At 52.5% G+C, this 20,028-nt stretch carries 19 protein-coding genes; 8 read left to right on the forward strand and 11 right to left on the reverse strand.

The window, feature by feature from the left end; translation table 11 throughout:
* Positions 1 to 99: 99 nt before the first annotated feature.
* From BS639_RS08520 to BS639_RS08550, 7 genes are all read right to left on the reverse strand, one after another.
* The gene (locus BS639_RS08520; RefSeq protein WP_084982845.1) at positions 100 to 792 is read right to left on the reverse strand and encodes an amino acid ABC transporter permease; all 693 of its coding nucleotides are present in this window, start codon (positions 790 to 792) and stop codon (positions 100 to 102) included.
* A gap of 21 nt (positions 793 to 813) precedes the next feature.
* Positions 814 to 1,506: an amino acid ABC transporter permease gene (locus tag BS639_RS08525; protein WP_206601154.1), complete on the reverse strand. Its 693-nt coding sequence runs from the start codon at positions 1,504 to 1,506 to the stop codon at positions 814 to 816.
* Positions 1,507 to 1,591: 85 nt separating this feature from the next.
* Positions 1,592 to 2,416, reverse strand: coding sequence for a transporter substrate-binding domain-containing protein (locus BS639_RS08530; RefSeq protein ID WP_055771455.1), 825 nt, complete (start codon positions 2,414 to 2,416; stop codon positions 1,592 to 1,594).
* A 14-nt stretch (positions 2,417 to 2,430) separates the two neighbouring features.
* Positions 2,431 to 3,174: an amino acid ABC transporter ATP-binding protein gene (locus BS639_RS08535; protein ID WP_055771452.1), complete on the reverse strand. Its 744-nt coding sequence runs from the start codon at positions 3,172 to 3,174 to the stop codon at positions 2,431 to 2,433.
* Between the two features lie 42 nt (positions 3,175 to 3,216).
* The gene (locus BS639_RS08540) at positions 3,217 to 3,783 is read right to left on the reverse strand and encodes a peroxidase-related enzyme (protein WP_055771450.1); all 567 of its coding nucleotides are present in this window, start codon (positions 3,781 to 3,783) and stop codon (positions 3,217 to 3,219) included.
* Entirely contained in the window at positions 3,780 to 4,262 is a 483-nt protein-coding gene (locus BS639_RS08545; protein ID WP_055771447.1) for a CMD domain-containing protein, read from the reverse strand. Before BS639_RS08545 ends, BS639_RS08540 begins: the two co-directional genes overlap by 4 nt.
* Positions 4,259 to 5,722, reverse strand: a complete 1,464-nt coding sequence (locus tag BS639_RS08550; protein ID WP_055771442.1) for an NAD(P)-binding domain-containing protein — start codon at positions 5,720 to 5,722, stop codon at positions 4,259 to 4,261. Before BS639_RS08550 ends, BS639_RS08545 begins: the two co-directional genes overlap by 4 nt.
* 177 nt (positions 5,723 to 5,899) lie before the next feature.
* Between BS639_RS08550 and BS639_RS08555 the strand changes: the two genes are divergently transcribed.
* The gene (locus BS639_RS08555; protein WP_055772482.1) at positions 5,900 to 6,859 is read left to right on the forward strand and encodes a LysR family transcriptional regulator; all 960 of its coding nucleotides are present in this window, start codon (positions 5,900 to 5,902) and stop codon (positions 6,857 to 6,859) included.
* 54 nt (positions 6,860 to 6,913) lie between these two features.
* On the opposite strand, the gene tyrR is transcribed toward BS639_RS08555, so the two are convergent.
* Positions 6,914 to 8,485, reverse strand: a complete 1,572-nt coding sequence (gene tyrR, locus BS639_RS08560; RefSeq protein ID WP_084982846.1) for a transcriptional regulator TyrR — start codon at positions 8,483 to 8,485, stop codon at positions 6,914 to 6,916.
* 250 nt (positions 8,486 to 8,735) lie between these two features.
* On the opposite strand from tyrR, the gene xthA reads away from it, so the two are divergent.
* Together xthA and BS639_RS08570 are read left to right on the forward strand one after the other, a co-directional pair.
* Entirely contained in the window at positions 8,736 to 9,545 is an 810-nt protein-coding gene (gene xthA, locus BS639_RS08565) for an exodeoxyribonuclease III (RefSeq protein WP_055771437.1), read from the forward strand.
* A 5-nt stretch (positions 9,546 to 9,550) separates the two neighbouring features.
* Complete coding sequence (locus tag BS639_RS08570) at positions 9,551 to 9,961, forward strand: pyrimidine (deoxy)nucleoside triphosphate diphosphatase (protein ID WP_084982847.1); 411 nt, start codon at positions 9,551 to 9,553, stop codon at positions 9,959 to 9,961.
* Here the strand turns inward: BS639_RS08570 and BS639_RS08575 are convergent.
* Positions 9,936 to 11,900: a DNA topoisomerase III gene (locus BS639_RS08575; RefSeq protein ID WP_084982848.1), complete on the reverse strand. Its 1,965-nt coding sequence runs from the start codon at positions 11,898 to 11,900 to the stop codon at positions 9,936 to 9,938. The genes BS639_RS08570 and BS639_RS08575 overlap by 26 nt on opposite strands.
* Positions 11,901 to 12,250: 350 nt before the next feature.
* On the reverse strand, positions 12,251 to 12,802 hold the full coding sequence (locus tag BS639_RS08580) for an NAD(P)H nitroreductase (RefSeq protein WP_084982849.1): 552 nt from the start codon (positions 12,800 to 12,802) through the stop codon (positions 12,251 to 12,253).
* 164 nt (positions 12,803 to 12,966) lie between these two features.
* Here BS639_RS08580 and sppA point away from each other — a divergent pair, with 164 nt between their 5' ends.
* The gene (gene sppA / locus BS639_RS08585) at positions 12,967 to 14,823 is read left to right on the forward strand and encodes a signal peptide peptidase SppA (protein WP_055771423.1); all 1,857 of its coding nucleotides are present in this window, start codon (positions 12,967 to 12,969) and stop codon (positions 14,821 to 14,823) included.
* Between the two features lie 99 nt (positions 14,824 to 14,922).
* Here sppA and BS639_RS08590 read toward each other — a convergent pair whose 3' ends face one another.
* Entirely contained in the window at positions 14,923 to 16,425 is a 1,503-nt protein-coding gene (locus BS639_RS08590) for a lytic polysaccharide monooxygenase (protein WP_084982850.1), read from the reverse strand.
* 360 nt (positions 16,426 to 16,785) lie between these two features.
* On the opposite strand from BS639_RS08590, the gene ansA reads away from it, so the two are divergent.
* The 4 genes from ansA to BS639_RS08610 all read left to right on the forward strand — a co-directional run bounded on the left by ansA (position 16,786) and on the right by BS639_RS08610 (position 19,917).
* Complete coding sequence (gene ansA, locus BS639_RS08595; RefSeq protein WP_055772479.1) at positions 16,786 to 17,796, forward strand: asparaginase; 1,011 nt, start codon at positions 16,786 to 16,788, stop codon at positions 17,794 to 17,796.
* Positions 17,797 to 17,805: 9 nt separating this feature from the next.
* Entirely contained in the window at positions 17,806 to 18,453 is a 648-nt protein-coding gene (gene pncA / locus BS639_RS08600; RefSeq protein ID WP_084982851.1) for a bifunctional nicotinamidase/pyrazinamidase, read from the forward strand.
* 100 nt (positions 18,454 to 18,553) lie between these two features.
* A complete protein-coding gene (gene map / locus BS639_RS08605; protein ID WP_055771414.1) occupies positions 18,554 to 19,339 on the forward strand; it encodes a type I methionyl aminopeptidase in 786 nt (261 codons plus the stop codon).
* Between the two features lie 320 nt (positions 19,340 to 19,659).
* On the forward strand, positions 19,660 to 19,917 hold the full coding sequence (locus BS639_RS08610; protein WP_055771411.1) for a hypothetical protein: 258 nt from the start codon (positions 19,660 to 19,662) through the stop codon (positions 19,915 to 19,917).
* Positions 19,918 to 20,028: the final 111 nt, after the last annotated feature.

Raw genomic sequence — 20,028 nt, forward strand, 5'->3', positions numbered from 1 at the left:
GCAATTTGGTCAGTTGCTAATTTAAAAGAATAACGTCTTAGGCACGTTTAAAGCCGGTCAGCAGCGCTGACCGGCTTTTTTAATCCACTTCTTCAAAGATTAGGTGCGAACTCTAAGCGCCGCCTCAAGCTTGTCGGCAATTTTGGTCACCACGTAGGCGATAACCATGTAAAACACCACTGCCACCAAAAAGGCTTCGAGATAGTAATAATTGAGTGCTGCCGCTAACTGCGCCTGAGCAAATATATCGACCACTTCAATCGCAAAGGCCAGTGAAAGTGCCTTCATAATCACCATGAACGAGTTGGCCAAGTCAGGAATGGCCGCAATAATCATCTGCGGGAACAACACTCTTCGAAACAGCTGACTGCCGGTATAACCCAGCGAATGGGCCGCATCAGCCTGACCGCTGTCAAACGAGTTTAACGCCCCTTTGATAACCTCAGCCTGAAACGCCGCCACGCACGCGCTTAAGGCGACGATAATAATCACCCAGTTCGGCAATGAGTGGCCGTTATAGTCAATCCCGAACAGTGAAGCAGTGAAGTGCACCGCCGTCGGTAGACCGTAGTAGGCGAGGAAAATCATCACCACCATCGGAATGCCTTTAAAGGTGACTTTGTACGCCACCACCAGTTGGCGCAGCACCGGTATCTTTTTGTGCTCGATAAACGCAAACAGGCCGCCGATTAAGGTCGAAAATATGAATATCGTCAACGCCATCAGTAGCGTATTGGGCACCGCGTCTAAAATGCTCCAAAAATCCGGGATCAGTACATCGATATCAAACATAGGTTAGTGACCTTCTCTCTGTCAGATGCTCGCCGTGAGCTTTATCTTGGTGGGCGCATTCTTCGAGGTGTATTTCGACAAACGAAGCTCGAAGAAGCGCACGATAAGCCAGGCAATCAGGCACAGTACCGAATAGATAACGCCAAGTACCAGATAGGTTCCAAACTGATACTGGTTATAAGAGCGTTCCATAATCAGATGCGCCGTTGCCATGACGTCGGCGGCCCCGATGTACATCACCAGCGCCACGTTGTGGATCAGGTAAATAATGGCGTTTCCATAACCCGGAAGGCCAATATGTAGCGCCTGCGGGCCGGCAATGCGGGTCACTTTTTGGTAAAAACTGTATCCCAGACTGTCAGCGGCGTCGTGCTGTCCCCGCTCAACGGCCAAATACGCAGGCCGCATCACCTCGGATAAATAGCCGCCGTGATACAGACTCAACCCCACCATTGAAGCCAGCGTCGGTGTAATGAAGTCTTTCATGCCAAACAGGCCAACAAAAATGGGCAGGCCGTAAAAAGCCACAAACAGTTGCAGCACAACCGGCACGCTGCGGGCATAGGACACGTAGAGGTCGGCCAATTGGCTGACCACCGGTATTCTGCGCACTCGGAAGGTTGTCGCAATCAACGCCAGCAGGAAGCCGGCGATGAGTGCCACAAACATAATCGCTAGCGTCAACGGCAAAGCCGAGAGTAGCTCGGGAATCATGGTGGTAAGATCCACGTTGAAACACTCCTAAATGTAATTTCAGCTTTGACCGTTGACCAAAGAAGGCGGAGTAAGGATAAGCGCCCTACTTGATGTATTTAACCACGTCTTCGCCAAACCACTTCTGTGACAGCTTGGCCATAGTGCCGTCATCTTTCAGCTCTTTAAGCGCCTTGTTCACGTCGTCAGCCAGCACTTTGTTTTCATCTGAACGATGGATAAGCACGTAGGTGTTTTTGATGGCCACCGGCTCGCTGGCTTTAATATTTAGCTTCAGATTATCGATCACGGTCTGTTCTCCGAGGTTCGATGGCAGAATTAGCGCGTCGTATTTGCCGCCCTGAACTTCTTTCAGGCGGTCCGGATAAGGCACACCGGCGCTGGAGGCGCTGATATTGAGTTTGTATCCGCTGTTTTCCTGCTGCCATTGGTTAACAAATTTATAAACACCACCGCCGGCGGTCACTGGAACGATGTTTTTGCCCACCAGGTCTTTCATTTCGCTGATGTTACTGTCTTTGCGGCTGTAGATTTTCATCAGGCTGGCCCCTTCCGGATTGGATGGGATCAGGAACTGTTTGCTGCGCTCAGGGGCAATATAAAAACCGGCGGTTGCCATGTCGTATTTACCGGTAGCGAGGCCCGTTTCTTGAGCGATTTCTCCTGCGCCTTCCATTTCAAACTTGTATTGAGGCAGCTTGGCGTTGATGGCTCTCAACAGGTCCGGCTCATAGCCCTGAGGTTCAACGCCGATAGCGCCCCACGAAAGTGGTTTTGATTCCGCAGCCGTCGCAATTTTAATCACCCGCACGTCGGCATGGGCATAGCCGATTGAGGAGGCCGCGATAGCCACACCCCCCAGCAGAGCAAGGCTGAAACGGCGGCGTAAAGTCGATTTGTTTGCAGGCATTATTGTTATCCTTTTTATGAGTTATAAGAATGTTCAGAACGGAGGAACTGGGCAAGACGTGGATTGGTCGGACGCTCAAAAATGTCGCTCGGACTCCCTTCGGCAGCCACCAGCCCTTGGTCCATAAATACGATGCGGTTTGAAACGCTTTTGGCAAACTGCATTTCATGGGTCACCAGCAGTGAAGTAATACCGGACGAGGTAACGTCTTTAATCACTTTCAACACTTCACCCACCAGCTCGGGGTCCAGTGAGGAGGTCGGTTCGTCGAAGAGGATCACATCCGGTCGCACCGCCAGCGCGCGTGCAATACCCGTGCGTTGCAGTTGGCCACCGGAAAGTTGTGACGGATAGTGGTCAACTTTTCCTGAAAGACCGACGCGCTCAAGTTCTTCCAGGGCAATTTTTCTCGCCTCATCAGCCGATTTACGCTGCACCACCACCAAAGGATCCATCACGTTTTGCAGCACTGTCATATTTTTGAAGACGTTAAACTGCTGAAAAACCATGGCAGTGCGCAGGCGAATAGCCTGAACGGCCTGTTTGTCGACCGACGAGTAGTCCATGCGAATCTGGTCAAAGGCGATGCTGCCAGAAGATGGCTTGGCCAAATAGTTAATGCATCTCAGTAGCGTAGTTTTACCGGTGCCGCTGGGACCGATAATGGACACTACGTCACCGCGTTTTACCGAGAGATTAACGCCGTTAAGGATCTGTGAGCTTCCATAGGAGAGCTTTATATTTTGCAGTTCAAGCATGTCTGGTGAGTTTCCTTCCGGGTGCGTTGACGTTAATCAAGATTATTTCCCGCTGTCGGCGTGGCCGAGAACGTGCATCAGGCGATTGGCCCAGCCAAAAATCGACACGGCATGGATCAGGTCAATAATTTCAGCATCGTTCAATCCCACGGCTCTTAAAGCCGCGGTGTCTTCAACCGTTGCCTGCGACGGCACCGCCGAAAGTCGGCGCGCAAAGCGATACACCGCCGCATTACGTGGGCCAAGCAGTTCGGGTTGCTCAAAATACAGCGCACTGACTACGTCGTTACTTTTGGTCAGATTGGCATGGCGTCGGGCGTGAACCACGGCACAAAACTTGCAGCCATTGACGATTGAAGCACCCAGTGCGCCCAGCTCGCGGTCGGCGTGGGCCAGGCCACCTTCGACGTACATGATGGCGTTGAAGAGCACCGTGCGGGCAACGTAGCTCTCGGGGTCATGCGCCAGCGTGCGCACATATTCCGATATCTTTTTGTTAGACGGTGTCACCTTCATCGCTTCAAGCTGTTCAGGCGTGGCATCGGCAACCTCAACCGGTGCGAGATAAGGATGCCAGGTCAGCGGTTTCAGGGTCACGGACGGGATCATAGCAACCTCATCAGGCGCAATCCGCTGGCGACCTTGGCTTGAAAATTAACAAAGGCAATAAGCTCGGAAAGCGCGACAATTTTCCCGCTATCAAGTCCAGCCAATTCAAGCAGCCTGATATCGCCTGCCTGTGCCTCACTCGGCGTCAGCGTGACTAAATCAACGTGACGGGCGATGGTGGCCAGCGGCTGCTCAAGATTTACCTCCCCCTTGGCAAAGGCCGCCGTCGCGGCATCGACGTCCAGTGCGGCCAGCTGTGTTGAATAATCATCAATCAGCGGCCAATCGGCGTTTAATCTGGCAATACGCAAAGCCACGGCGAGGCGAAAATCATGCCCTAAAGCTTGACTGTTTGCCGGTTGCAGCACCGAGAGGCGACAAAGCTCGGCACCCTGAACAAATTCAGGGCGAAAACGCCGCGTTTCGAACAGCGCATCATCGGGAGAAAGGCCGGCGGCCTTGTCTATTGCATCGATCACAATGCAGTATCCTTCTTGAGTAAGGGGGTAGAGTCAGTCCATTCGTCGCCCTGAAGTTCGGGAATGTCATAAGCGACCAAATTGGCAAAATGGGTGTCAACATCGCTGGCAAACAGCGCAGCGGTTATACCGCGTACCAGACGCTCTGCTCCGGCGCTGACTGCCGGAATATCACCAGAAACCTTGCCGTGGGTGAGCATTGCTGCATCGTTAAAGCAGTGGATCTGCGCAAGCATCGGGCAGGTGCCGGGAACCCGCTCGCGAAACTCAAAGGCCGGTCCAAGGTCAGGTGACTCCAACAGATTCGCGCGCGGCGTGCCCATATTCTGGGTATAGCGTCCATCAGCCCAGCGGCGAATGTGGGGAGCCAACGAGGTAAACTCAGGACGGCCACTGAAGTCGTTTGAAAAACCGGTGGCGGCAATCAGGAAGTCGTAGCGCAACAGTCCCTGCGTGGTGTCAATAAGCAGTTCTCCGGCGTCTTCCTGTACCGAGTTTATGCCGCAGTCGAGCAGGAATCGGGCATTGGCATGGCGAGACACGCGCAGAGTCGAACCCCGCGGCGGTGGCGTTTGGGTCGTCGCGGTGTAGTCAACAAACTTCCACTTCCACGCGTCGGGCAACTGATGCATACCGTGCACCACGCCCTGACTGCCGATGCCGGTCATTTTGTTGATGCGCGGCATCTCTTTACGGCGGATAAGCAAATCTAGGGACTCTGCGCCGGACTCAAGCGCGGTGGCGGCATTGTCCATTGACGAGGCGCCTGCCCCGATAACGGCCAAACGTTTGCCTTTAAGGGCGGTAAAATCAATATCATCCGCCGAATGTGCCCAGTAGCGGCGGTCTACGTCCTTGAGAAAGTCGGGAACCGCAAAACCGCCGAGTCCAGAACGACCGGTGGCCAGCACCAGGTGGCGCGTATAAACCCGCCCTGTCTGCGCACCTTCAAGGTCCAGCGCAATCAGATCACCAGCTGGTACGATTGCGGTCATACGTACGCCGTTTTGTACCGGAAGCGCCAGAACCCGGCGGTACCAAATCAGATAATCCATCCACTGATGCTTGGGGATTTTGTCCAACGACGCCCAAGCATCCGCGCCCCACTGCGCGGTGAACCAGGCACGGAAGGTGAGCTGCGGCAGGCCGAGTGCCGGACCGTGCAGGCTTTTTGGCGAACGCAGCGTTTCCATGCGGGCAAAGGTAGCCCACGGTCCTTCAAGCCCTGCCGGAGCAGCATCGTAGGCAACCACATTATTTATGCCAGAGAGCACCAGCTTGGCGGTGGCCGCCAGTCCACACATACCGGCACCAATGATAATCACGTCACGCACCGTTGAACCGTCGTGCATGCGTTCAGGAACCCACGGTTTGGCCGGCAGTTCCAGCAATGAGAGGTCTTCGGCCAGTCGCTTTTCGAGCGCATCTAATCCGGTTCCGTTAGCAACCTGTGCGGACATAATTAAAACCTCTGATTATCGTCTAGCGTATATAAAATACTTATATTCAATTATATGAAAAACGCATTATGATTCATTGTGTATGCGAATTCTTAATACTAATTAATAATTAGCTTATTCTAAAAATGCAATTAAAATTGTCGCTGATGAAAAATTAAGGACTTACCGATGGCGAAAATGACCTCCCTCAACGATTTAGATCTTCGACAGTTAGAGGCTTTCTCTGCGGTTATCTCGTCGGGCAGCGTGACAGCAGCGGCTAAAGTTCTGCAGCGCTCACAGCCTGCCGTCAGCCGGTTGATTCAAGATTTGGAAAACGCGATGGGTTACCCACTTTTTTTACGCAACGGGCCGCGCATTCACCCGACCGAGCAGGCCCTGCGCCTGCATGAATACGTAGAGACGGCGCTGATTTCACTGCAGCAGATAAGACTGCGAGCCAATGAAATCTGGAAAGAAGAAAAAACGCCGCTGCTGGTTGCAGCAACCCCGTCTATGGCTTCAGGTTTACTGCCCATGGCGCTGGCAAAAATAAACCTCGACGATGCGGTACAAATTCTGAGCGACTCGGCCGAGCAAACAGCGCACGCCATTATTACCGCACAGGCCGAATTAGGCGTTAGCAGCCTGCCCCTTGAGCATCAGGGAGTTTTGGTGCATTGGATTGGTCAGTCACGCTGCGTATTAGCACTGAAAGAAAGCGATCCGCTGGCGCAAAAAAGTCAGATTTCGCTTGGCGATTTGGCCGATCGCAAATTGATTACGCCCTACAATCCGTATCGCCTGCGTAGGCGCTATGAGCAGGTGTTGCGCAAAGCCAAGGTTAAACCAGCAGGAATCATTGAAACCAACTCATCGGTGAACATTCTCGCCTGTATTCGCGCAGGACTGGGCGTTGCGATCCTTGAACCGGTCACCGCCTACGGCTTGCCATTGTCTGGGGTGGTATTGCGGGAGCTTGATGTTGACATTCCGTATTATTTTGGCGTCACCACGCCGCTGTCAAAACCACCGCGACCCATCGTGCTGGCGTTAATTGAAGCCCTGAAGCAGGCTGCTGCCAGTATCCTGCCAGAGTTTGTCTGTCTCGAGGCCAATGAGCATGCGCGGGTCATGCAGTCTCTGCATCAGGAATAGACATAAAAAATCCCGCCAGATAGCGGGATTCATTTTTTTGCCAACGACAGCGCTTTACTCTTCTGCGTCGCCTTCCGGCCTGCGGCTGCTTAACCCATATTCTCGCAGCTTGTTGGCAATTGCCGTGTGCGAAACGCCTAAACGCTTAGCCAGTTTGCGCGTACTCGGGTAAGTACGGTACAGGCGCGTTAGCACTGAACGCTCAAAGCGCTTGCTAATATCGTCAAGCGAACCGTTTAACGCCTCTTCACCCAGTGTGACCTCAACGTCGAAATCAGGCAGCGCGACGTCCTGCGGGCGAAGCTCGTTGCCTTCAAGCTGAGTCAGGGCGCGATAAATGGCATTTTTCAACTGACGCACGTTACCTGGCCAACCATAATGGGTTAAATAACTGCTCAGTTGGGGATTCAGTTTGGGTCGTGCCATGCCCTGCTCGTCGGCAAAGCGCGCCACAAACAGTTCGGTCAGCGGCATGATGTCAGTAGGACGATCGCGCAGTGGAGGCAGCGTGACGGTCAGCACGTTGAGGCGATAATAAAGGTCTTCGCGGAAATCGCCACGCTGCACCAACTCAACCAGGTTTTTCTGCGTCGCACAGATAACCCGCACGTCAACGCGCACCTCATGCTCCTCTCCCACGCGCCGAAAGGTGCCGTCGTTGAGAAAGCGCAGCAGTTTTATCTGCATCCTTGGTGACATCTCACCAATTTCGTCCAGCAGCACCGAGCCGCCGTTAGCCTGCTCAAAGAAACCTTTTTTACCCTCAACCGCATTAGGATACGCCCCCGGCGCATAGCCGAACAGCTCACTTTCGACCACGTCATCGGGCAGCGAGGCACAGTTAAGGCCGAGGAAGGCATTTTTGCCACGTGCACTGCGCAGGTGGCAGGCCCGTGCCAATAAATCTTTACCCGTGCCCGTGTCACCGACGATCAGCAGCGGGGCATCAAGCATCGCCAACTTTTTAGCCTGATCAAGCACTTGACGCATTTTTGGACTGACGGCCACAATATGGTCAAATTCGCGCTCGTCGTTGATGGTTAAATCCTGCAGTTGACGGCCCATACGCGCAGCAGATTTAAGCATCACCACGGCCCCCACCACCTCATTAGAGATGTTTTCATCGTCAAGCTGAATCGGCGTGAGGTCCATCAGAAAATCTTGCCCGTGGATCACCACACGCTCGGTGTGCGGACGGGTGCTGTCGAGTTCAAGCCAACGGGTGAAGTTATAGCCGTTGATTAAACTGGCGGCGGTGTGATTGCGGATCCTGACATCGTCAAGCTCAAAAAGGGCCTGAGCTGCTGGGTTAGCCTGCTCAATCTTGCCTTTCATGTCGATGGAAAATACGGGTTCAGGCATCGAGACCAGCAACGCACGCAAAGCGCGGTGTTCACGTTCGGAAGGCATAAAAGGCACAGTTCTGACGTCGGTCACGCCTTCAATGCGGCGAATTTCTGCCATTAGCGCGCGGAAGGTATCAAAGTCAAGCTGCGAGAAGTTGAGATAAATACGCCCAATTGAGGCGATTTCTATCCCATGCAGATCAATACTGCGCAGCACTAATAAATCGAGCAACTCTCTGGCAAGACCCAGACGGTCTTCGCAAAATACTTCAAGGCGCATCAGTGTAGACCTTTTTCAGGAAACGCAAAAATTCATAGGCTTATAATACCCTGTCGTGGGCACTGTAAAAAGAGACTGTCACAAAATGTTGACAGAAAATTAGCGCCCTGTCTAAATCATCACCCACGGTGCGCATTTCTTGCGCCGCCCGCCTCTAAAAGCGCTAACGCACGCCAGCAAGGCGCGTTACATTTGAGAAAAAACTCTGCTAACATCATCGCCTGATTTCAATGCCAAATGGTTCCCGACTATGAAGTTCGTCTCTTTTAATATCAACGGATTACGCGCTCGCCCTCACCAGCTTGCGGCGATTATCGAACAACATCAGCCAGACGTCATCGGCCTGCAGGAAACAAAAGTCCATGACGACATGTTCCCGCTTGAAGAGGTCAGCCAGCATGGCTATCACGTCTTCTATCACGGCCAGAAAGGCCACTACGGCGTGGCACTGTTGACGAAAGAAGCCCCTGTGGCGGTGCGTCGTGGTTTTCCAACCGATGAAGAAGATGCACAACGCCGCATCATCATGGCCGATATTCAAACCCCGCAGGGTCTGCTGACAGTGATTAACGGCTACTTCCCGCAGGGAGAAAGCCGCGACCACCCGACTAAATTCCCGGCCAAGCAGCGCTTTTATCAGGATTTGCAGGACTATCTACAGCAGCAAATGGCGGTTGAAAATCCGGTGGTGGTGATGGGTGACGTCAATATCAGCCCGACTGACTTGGATATCGGCATCGGCGAAGACAGTCGCAAACGCTGGCTGCGCACCGGAAAATGCTCGTTCCTGCCGGAAGAGCGCGAGTGGATGGAGAGACTCAAGGGTTGGGGTTTGGTTGACACCTTCCGCTCTGCGAATCCTGAGGTTAACGACCGCTTTTCATGGTTTGATTATCGTTCGAAAGGCTTTGACGACAACCGCGGCCTGCGTATCGACCTGGTGCTGGCTAGCCAACCGCTGGCGGCACGCTGCATTGCGACCGGCATTGACTACGAGACGCGCGCAATGGAAAAACCTTCTGACCACGCACCCGTGTGGGCCGAGTTTGACCTGAAGTGACCCCCTTGAAATCGGTTGAGGTGGTCGCCGCCATTATAGAGCGCGACGGCCACATTCTTCTGGCCCGCCGCGACGGCCAAAGCGATTTAGCCGGCATGTGGGAGTTTCCCGGTGGAAAAGTTGAAGTCGATGAAACACAGCGGGAAGCATTGTTCAGAGAGCTGAGTGAAGAACTTAACATTCATGCTCAAGTGGAAAAATGGGTTGCCAGCAATACCTGGCAGCAGGGCGAACGCCTGATTGAGCTGCACGCATGGCGAGTCAGCGGTTTCAACGGCAATATTGCGTTACGTTGTCACAGCGAAGTGCGCTGGGTTACGCCTCACGAAGCGTTTTCCTTTCCGCTGGCTCCGGCGGATATTCCCCTGCTCGAGGCATATATTGCGCAGATTACTCAGCGGCCTGGTCTGATTTAGGGGCAGCACGTTTGCGCTTCGGTGCGTCACCTGTTTTTGATTTAGATGAGCTAGCCTTCGCTTTGAATGAATTCGGCTTGGAAGGAATAGTGCGAAACGCCGGTGATACGCGATTCTGCTTAGCCTGAACAATCAAGTCTTGCAACGTGCTGACCAGTGGCTGCATAAAATCCTGATAGCGGCAGTTCTTCTCGCTGATGCGCGTCAAGGTTGATTCCCAATCGGCGGTCATATCCGGTCTGGCGGCAATGTCCGGCAAGGAGTGAATGAGCGCCCTGCCGGTATCGCTGGCGTGAATATAGCGCCCTTTCTTGTACAAGAACTCACGGCGGAACAGCAGTTCGATAATGCCCGCACGGGTGGCTTCGGTACCGAGTCCATCCGTAGCACGCAGGATCTTTTTGAGCGCCTTGTCTTGTACAAAACGCGCAATCCCGGTCATCGCCGACAGCAGCGTGGCGTCAGTAAACGGTCTCGGCGGCTGAGTTTGCCGCTCCACCACTTCACCCCGTTCGCACAACAGCTCATCGCCCTTGGCAACCACCGGCAGCGGCGTACCTTCGTTCTCTTCATCGCGCTCTTTGCTACCCAGCAGCGTACGCCAACCGGCCTCAGCCAGAAAACGCGCCTTGGCAACGAACTTGCCACCGGCGATATCCAGGTCAATCACGCACTTGCGGAACACGGCATCGGCGCAAAACTGCATCAGATACTGGCGGGCAATCATGCCATAAATCTTGCTTTCATCTTCAGTCAGGTTAACCCGACTGCTGCGCGCGGTGGGAATAATCGCGTGGTGAGCATCCACCTTTTTATCGTCCCAGCAGCGGTTACGTTTATCAGTATCTAGCGCAGGCTGCGGCATCAGGTCGGGTTGATGAACGCTAATGGCATTTAACACCGAATGACGCCCGGCAAAGTGCTCCTCCGGCAAATAGCGACTGTCGGAGCGCGGGTACGTAATCAGTTTATGCGTTTCATACAGACGCTGGCAGATATCGAGGATCTTCTGCGCACTCAGGTTAAAGGCTTTAGCCCCTTCGATTTGCAGCGTGGACAGTGAAAACGGCAGCGGGGCGACTTCAGATTCGCGCTTGTCGTTATAGCCGCTAACGATAGCAGGCTGGCCGCCAATACGCGCAACAACGTGGTCGGCAAGCGGACGGTGAAGGAGTCGCCCTTCTTCGTCCTGATAAGGTTCACAGGATTCGCTAGGCTGCCAGATAGCCACAAAACGCTCGTCGGCGGGAGTAACGATGTGTGCCTTGACTTCAAAAAAGTCTCTGGGCACAAAATTTTCAATCTCTTCGTCGCGGCGGACGACCAGTCCAAGCACCGGCGTTTGCACTCGACCAACCGACAACACGCCGTTATAACCGGCATTGCGCCCAAGAATAGTATAAGCGCGGGTCATATTGATGCCATACAGCCAGTCGGCGCGCGAACGGGCCAGCGCGGAGACGCACAGTGGAATAAATTCTTTGTTGTCGCGCATTCTCGAAACCGCGCGCTCCACCGCCTGTGGATTAAGATCGTTGACCAGACAGCGCTGCACCTGCTGACGCTTTTCCGGTACCAGCTCGAGGTAATCGAGAACTTCATCCACCAACAGCTGCCCCTCGCGGTCCGGGTCACCGGCGTGAACCACTTCACTGGCCTCAAGCAACAGCTTCTTTATAACATTCAACTGTTTGGCAACGGAAGCACGCGGCTGGAGCTGCCATTTTTCAGGAATAATCGGCAAGTCTTCGAGCGCCCAACGCGCAAAGCGGCTGTTATAGGCATCCGGCTGCGCCTGCTCCAGCAAGTGTCCGACGCACCAGGTGACCACGTCCTGACTGCCGCAGGCAATATATCCGTCCCCCCGTCGATGGGGTTTGGGCAATACGTCAGCGATTGCTCTGGCAAGGCTGGGTTTTTCGGCAATAAACAGTCGCATCAGGCATGGCTCACTGGCAGAGGGTGACAACTCGTCCTTTAGTTCTCCCTATGTTAGCCGCTGCGCCAACAATTGATAAGTCAGGATTATCACTTGGGCGGGACGTTCGCTCACAAAAACGGCTAAAAAAGGAATTATCGGATAAATCAGGAAATAATTGCTTAATCCTTAAACGGATGGATCGTGCGTTGGTTCCCCCCACCCTAACCCTCCCCCGATGGGGAGGGGATCAGACATAGCCCCTTCCTCCGCTCTGACCGCTCCCGATGGGGAGGGGATCAGACTTGGTCCCTTCCCCCGCTCTTTTCAGCGGGGGAAGGTTAGGATGGGGGCTTTTTTAATGGTGGATTTTAGAAATAACTGACAAAAGCGGCGCTGTCGGCCGGGATCACCTGGGTGCTGGATTTCAACTGCGGAGTGCCGAGGTAGAGGAAGCCAACGATGTGGTCTTTCTCTTCGCAGCCAAATGCATGACGTACGGCGGCGTGCTCAGTCCAGCCACCGGTGCGCCAAATGCCGTTAAAACCCTGAGCCAAGGCGGCCATCTGCATCGCCTGAACGGCGCAGCCTGCGGAAACAACCTGTTCCCATTCTGGCACTTTGGCGCTCTCTTTTACGTCAGCGATAATCGTGATGATTTGCGGGGCGCGCATCGGTGCCTGAGTGGCTTTCTCAATCGCCTTCTCGTCCATGCCGTCTTTTTCAGCCGCGCTTCTCAGCAGGTTGCTGAAACGGATTAGCCCGTCGTTCTCCACAATCACAAAGCGCCAAGGCTGAAGCGCACCGTGGTCGGGCGCACGCATACCGGCGTTGATGATGTTTTGCAAAACGTCGCCAGAAGGCGCGGGAGCGGCAAGGCGTGAGGCGGAACGGCGGTTTAAAAGCAGGTCCAGAGCGTCCATAAATCTCTCCTGATAATGAGTTGTATTCGCTTAACGTTAACATAACCCGCCTGACCCTGGCTATCAGCCCCCACCTCTCTGCCAAATTATGAAATGATTTAAAGCTGACTTTTATCCGGCAGGTCATTAGGATAGCAGCACTAGTCGCTCTTAATGGAGAGAACATGCGCATACTGTGGCGAATCATCGCCGGTTTTTTTAGGTGGACATGGCGTCTGCTTAATTTTGTAAGAGAATTTATTCTTAATCTTTTCCTGGTGCTGATCATTTTGGTGGGCGTGGGAATTTATTTCCAGTTGCAGTCAAAACCCGTCGAAACGCCAAGCAAAGGCGCACTGCTGGTTGACTTGAGCGGAAGTGTGGTCGATAAACCCACGGTGAATAACAAGGTTCGCCAACTGGGACGTGAACTGTTGGGCACCTCCAGCAACCGTTTGCAGGAAACCTCGCTGTTTGACCTGGTCGATACGATTCGCGCCGCCAAAGATGACAGTAATATCACTGGCCTGGTGCTGTCTCTCACCGACTTTACCGGCACCGATCAGGCTTCGCTTCAGTACATTGGCAAGGCCCTCCGCGAGTTCCGCGACTCTGGCAAACCCATCTATGCAGTCGGCGACAGCTATAACCAGACGCAGTATTATCTGGCCAGCTTTGCCAACAAAATCTATCTTTCTCCGATGGGTAACGTTGACCTGCACGGCTTTGCGACCAATACGCTGTACTACAAAACGTTGCTCGACAAGCTGAAAGTGACCACCAATATCTTCCGCGTGGGCACCTATAAATCAGCGGTTGAACCGATGATGCGCGACGATATGTCTCCGGCCGCACGCGATGCCGATACTCGTTGGATAACCGGCCTGTGGAACAACTATCTCAATACTGTTTCTGCCAACCGTCAGTTAACGCCTGAGCAGTTATTCCCCGGTGCTGCGGGCATGCTGAGTGGTCTGCAAGACGTGGGCGGCGACACGGCCCAATATGCGCTGAAGAATAAACTGGTCGACGAACTTGCCTCACGCGGTGACGCCGACGAGGCGATGATCAAGGCGTTCGGATTCAACAAACAGAAGAAAGACTTCAACTACACCACCCTCGAAGACTATTCGCCGAAAATTAAGCAGGACGACAACGCGGCGCAAATCGCGGTTATCTTTGCCAACGGTGCCATCATTGACGGTGAAGGCCAGCCGGGCGACGTGGGCGGTGACACCACCGCTGAACAAATTCGCCAGGCACGCCTCGACCCTAAAGTTAAGGCGATTGTCTTTCGTGTGAACAGCCCAGGTGGCAGCGTCAGCGCCTCCGAGGTTATCCGCTCCGAACTGGCCGCAGCCAGAGCGGCGGGCAAACCGGTGGTCGTTTCAATGGGTGGCATGGCGGCGTCGGGCGGTTATTGGATTTCAACGCCGGCCAACTACATCATCGCCAGCCCTAGCACGCTTACCGGTTCAATTGGTATTTTCGGGGTAATCAACACCTATCAGGATACGCTGGGCCAGTTTGGCGTGCACACCGACGGCGTGGCAACCTCGCCGCTGGCCGATATTGCGGTGACCAAGGCTCTGCCACCGGAGTTCTCGCAGATGATGCAGATGAACATCGAGAATGGTTATAAAACCTTCCTCGGACTGGTTGCCAAGGCGCGTAATAAAACCCCGGAGCAGATTGACCAAATCGCTCAGGGCCACGTGTGGATCGGTACGGATGCCAAGGCTAACGGTTTGGTAGATCAGCTGGGCGACTTTGATGATGCGGTTAAAAAGGCCGCCGAACTGGCGAAACTGCCTACCTGGCAGTTGAACTGGTACGTTGACCAACCGAGCATCAGCGACATGCTGTTCTCGCAAATGAACGCTTCGGTGCACGCGATGTTGCCTGCCGTGGCTCAGGCTTATCTGCCTGCGCCGGTTGCCGACGTGGCGCTGAAAATGAGCGCACAGGCTGATTTGTTTGATAACTTGAACGACCCGCAAAATCGCTATGCTATGTGTCTCACCTGCGGTGAAGTGAAGTAAAAAACCTTCATTACTTGTCATGCCTTTAGCATGAAAAATGGCCCCGAAAGGGGCCATTTTTTTGCAGGTTATTTTCTTATACAGACAACATGTTGAGTGTTAGATTTTATCCCATGCGTCGCTGCCGTAGCTTCCGGCCGGGTTGTATGCTGGCTGAGCACACCACCAACCGTGTGGTACGGCTTTGCACTGATAGTTGCTGCCGTTGGTAGACACTTTATCGCCAGGCGCATACTTTTGGCCTGCAACATACTGCGGGTATTGAGTTTCATTACCCTGATCATTGTCCGCTTTTGCAGGAACAACAATCGACTGTTTTAGCGTTTTAGAGAGCTTACCGGCGTTAACCTTGACGCTAACCTGCAGATTTTGCTCTTTTTTATTTCTCTTTATTTCAAAGCTCTGGCTACCTTTGCCCTCGCCCGTTATTTGAGCATTGTTAGGCAGCGTCCAAACGTAAGATACATTGCCCGTGGCTTGAGTATTGGAAACCGCGATGCCTTTAAACGTAACTTTATTAGGATTCACCGTTGGAGTCACAGTGAAGTTCAGACCATTTAAAAACGCCTGATCGTGATTGACCGGTGGCTTGACGGGTTGATCGTCATCTTCGGCCGCCTCAAGATAAACCGCGCTGCTGTATTTATGGCTACTTTTGGTATAAACGTCGTAATAGGTGGCAGCAGCGCCGAGGGTAACTTCGTTGTTTTTCAAGGTGCCGACTTTGGCTAAATTGGTTTCTGTATTAATTTGTTTTGCCAACTTATAGAGCCAGTCTTTTTTATCCATATTATTCGATGCAGTGTAGGCGGTGTCAAACGCGACTGAGCCGGCTTTCATTGAATCGAACAGGCGGAAGCGCACGGTGGTGCCTGCTATAATTTTCTCATTGGCCTTAATCCCGTCACCCACTCTCTCCCAACCCGGCGTTGATACGCCATTATTGGTAATTTCTACGTCAGCACAGGTGGTAAATACTTCACCGGTGCCGTGATTTTTAGAGACAGGCCAGGCGGCGAAAATGACATGTCGGCCCGCCTGTTGTGAAGGTAATTTAAAGTTAAAGTGAGTCTCATTATTACTGTCCGGTGCATTGGGGGCATTGGCCGGTCGTGCATCACCGTCTCTGCGGCCCAACAATTCGAGGTCACTCCATTTCAACGGGTTCGCCGGGTTATACTCAGATTTAGTAATGTAAAATGCGATATGGTCGGTACCATGAACAGCGGTATATTTATAGGAAAGGTCGACGCTACCGTCAGCGTTGACTTTCAGGGGGGAGATAGGCCAGTCGCCTTTAGGAACACCTACGTTGATGCCTCTATAGTTTGATGAGCACACTGCGCCGTCTTGGATTTGGTTCATGTAATTGGTCGAGCCAACGTTGGTATGCCCACCGGCTTCGGTGAAACCATTGCTACCATGAGCTCTCGCGGCTTTACAACCTTCACTGGTGCTCGCTTGGCCTTCTCTGTTGCACAACACATGGCGAGCCGTTGGCGTAGAAATATAGCCATGAGCCTGTGCCGTAGTAGGCATTAATAGCGCTGCAGGTAGCGTCATTGCTACCGCAAGAGACAGAATACTTTTTGAAAATTTCATTACTTGACGTCCTTTTACATGTCTGGATTTATTTTTCCAAATTGGAAATTCAGATTCCTGCGCCCATCACTGGGCTAAGCGTCCGCGAGAGAAGCTTTGACACGAACCGCTTTGATATATCTGCCTGTATTTTGAATTATTTTGTTACATAGGCATATAAGAGGAGGCGTTCAAAGTTGCAGACAATCATCTGGGGTGAGAAGAAAATTCTTGCGATGATGACAGTGCAAAAATTAACCATTGAGCACGATGTGCGGCTTACACGCGCAAGAAAAAAAGGACATTCTTTTTATTCGAGCACTCTGCCTTTATAATCCCCCCACCTGGCCTGTCTGGCTGATTAAAAAAAGAATTGTGCTAATGACTAAAAAATCGATTTACGTTGCCTACACCGGCGGTACCATCGGCATGCAGCGTTCAGAACAGGGCTATATTCCTGTGTCCGGCCATCTCCAGCGCCAGCTGGCCCTGATGCCCGAGTTCCATCGTCCCGAAATGCCTGATTTTCACATTCAGGAGTATTCTCCGCTGATGGACTCTTCGGATATGACCCCAGAAGATTGGCAGCATATCGCCGACGACATTCAGGCACATTACGACCAGTATGATGGTTTTGTTATTCTGCACGGCACCGACACCATGGCGTTCACTGCCTCTGCGCTGTCGTTCATGCTCGAAAACCTGGGCAAGCCCGTAATCGTGACAGGGTCACAAATACCTTTAGAGGCTCTGCGCTCAGACGGACAGATTAACCTGCTGAATTCACTGTATATCGCGGCCAATCATCCGGTTAATGAAGTGACCTTATTCTTCAACAACCGTCTTTATCGCGGTAATCGCAGCACCAAGGCGCATGCTGACGGGTTTGACGCTTTTGCATCGCCGAACATGTCGCCATTGCTGGAAGCTGGCATTCATATTCGTCGGCTGTCTACGCCGTCAATTCCTGCGCCCACTGGCCAACTGCGCGTGCACAACATCACTCCTCAACCCATTGGCGTGGTGACCATTTATCCAGGAATTTCCGCCGAAGTCGTGCGTAACTTTCTGCAACAGCCGGTAAAAGCGCTCATTTTGCGCTCTTATGGCGTGGGTAATGCGCCACAGAAAGGCGACCTGCTCAAAGAGCTGAAAGAGGCCTCTGAGCGCGGTATCGTCGTGGTCAATCTGACTCAATGTATTTCCGGTAAAGTTAATATGGGCGGTTACGCCACCGGCAACGCTCTAGCACATGCGGGCGTTATTAGTGGTTTTGATATGACCGTTGAGGCCACGCTAACCAAGCTACACTACCTGCTGAGTCAGTCGCTTTCGGCTGGTGAGACACGTGAGCTGATGCAGCAAGACTTACGTGGTGAATTAACCGTTTAAGGACTCTCAATGAAATCTGCGTTGTTGTTGATCGACCTTCAAAATGACTTTTGCCACGGCGGCGCGCTGGCGGTGGCAGAGGGTGATGAGACAATAAACATTGCCAATCTGGCGATTGCAGCCTGTCGCCATGCCAATATAACCGTGGTCGCCTCACAGGATTGGCATCCAGCCGATCATCGCAGTTTCGCTGTTAATTCCCAGGCCGAAGCCTGGACGTTGGGCGAGCTCGACGGGTTGCCCCAAGTTTGGTGGCCAGTGCACTGTGTGCAGGGTCAGCACGGCGCAGATTTTCATCCCGACCTCAACACGGCGGCCCTCGACTATATTGTTTATAAAGGGCAAGACAGCGCTATCGACAGCTACAGTGCCTTTTACGACAATGGCAAGCGAGCGGCCACCCTGCTCCACGACTGGCTACAGCAGGCGCAGATTGAGCATGTCATTGTTATGGGACTCGCCACAGACTACTGCGTCAAATTTAGCGTGCTTGATGCGTTAGAACTGGGTTATCAGGTCACACTGCTTGGCGACGGCTGTCGAGGCGTAAACCTTGAACCCGGTGACAGCAAGCGGGCAATTGACGAGATGCAGCAGGCCGGTGCCAAGGTGCAGAATTTGTCTGAGCTGGTTGGCACCCTGCACTTCACGATATGAAAATGAAGGCTCCACGCAGCCATTAATGACAAAAATTCAATGAATTGGGCCACTTTGAGTAAGCCGCGCCCTTTTCCTCACTAAAAGAAGTCGAATTAATATGAGCTCAGTTAAGATCCATACCCAGCAGGAAATCGAGAAGGCCCGCACCGCGGGAAATACCGCAGCAAAAGTGCTCGAGTTCATCAAGCCTTATGTGAAAGTCGGCGTGACTACTGACGAGATTGACCAACTGTGTCACGATTTTATCGTCAATGAACTGAAAGTGATCCCGGCCAATATCGGTTATCACGGTTACACCAAAACCTCATGTACCTCGGTTAACCACGTGGTCTGCCACGGCATTCCTGCGGATAAAAAACTCAAAGACGGTGACATCGTCAACATCGATGTGGCCATTATTCAAGACGGCTGGTACGGTGACACCAGCCGTATGTATTACGTAGGCAAACCGACGATTCGCGGTCAGCGCTTGGTCGAGGTCACGTATCAGTCGATGGTTGCTGGCATTAAAACGGTACGTCCGGGTGCGACACTTGGCGACGTGGGCGCGGCTATCCAGCACATCGCCGAAAGCAATGGTTTCTCCGTGGTGAGGGAGTACTGCGGTCACGGTGTAGGTGAGGAGTACCATACCGATCCGCAGGTGTTGCATTACGGCCGCCCGGGCGAAGGTTTAGTGTTGGAAGCTGGGATGATTTTCACCATCGAACCGATGATCAACGCCGGTAAAGCGGCCACCAGCGTGCTGTCTGACGGCTGGACTGTTGTGACTAAAGACCGCTCGCTCTCCGCCCAGTGGGAACACACTATTGCGGTGACTGAAACCGGTTATGATCTGTTAACCCCGTGGCCAGAAGGCACCGGCGAGTACGACCCACTTTAATCGACAAGATTATTTCCTTCCTTAGCCCCGACCTTAAGGGCAAGGAAGGAAATATGACCTTAATAATAATTATTAAATATAATTAAATTAAATTCATTCTTGCCACTAATTAATAAATCACAAACTCACTGCACTATTTCTTAAAATCACCGTATATTCCAAATATAAATAAAAAAGCCTATACAAAACTCCGCACCTGAACTAACTTTCATTTCGTCAAAGTTAATTACCATTTACTTTGACGCAAAGAAACGTTTCGCAAATATTTGCGATCGTTATCTCCGCAATGTTATTTACCTTAAGGAATAAGGGAAATTATTATGAACAAATTTAAATCGCTTGGAGCTGCATTTGTTTTACTTGGGGCCGTTGGTATGAGTTCGACTGCCCACGCAGACTTGCTGCCTGGTTTGCCAATTCCCGTGCCTGACGCCGCCGTATGTATCGTAGTGAACTCCATACTGCCAGCCACCGGTCTGGAAGGGCTGACACCGGTTCAAATTGAGGCATTAAAGCAGCAAGTTTTAGGCATGCTGCCTGGCGCAACCGTTGAACAGATGATTAAATGCCTGCCTTAATCGTTGAATTAATGGTGAAGCGTCTGCAGTAATAATTACTTTAACCCTCCTGTCTGTGGGAGGGTTAAAGTATAAAGGAGACCAATAGCCGAATGAAAATAATAAACAACA

The organism is Rouxiella silvae, assembly GCF_002093625.1.
Taxonomy (GTDB): domain Bacteria; phylum Pseudomonadota; class Gammaproteobacteria; order Enterobacterales; family Enterobacteriaceae; genus Rouxiella; species Rouxiella silvae.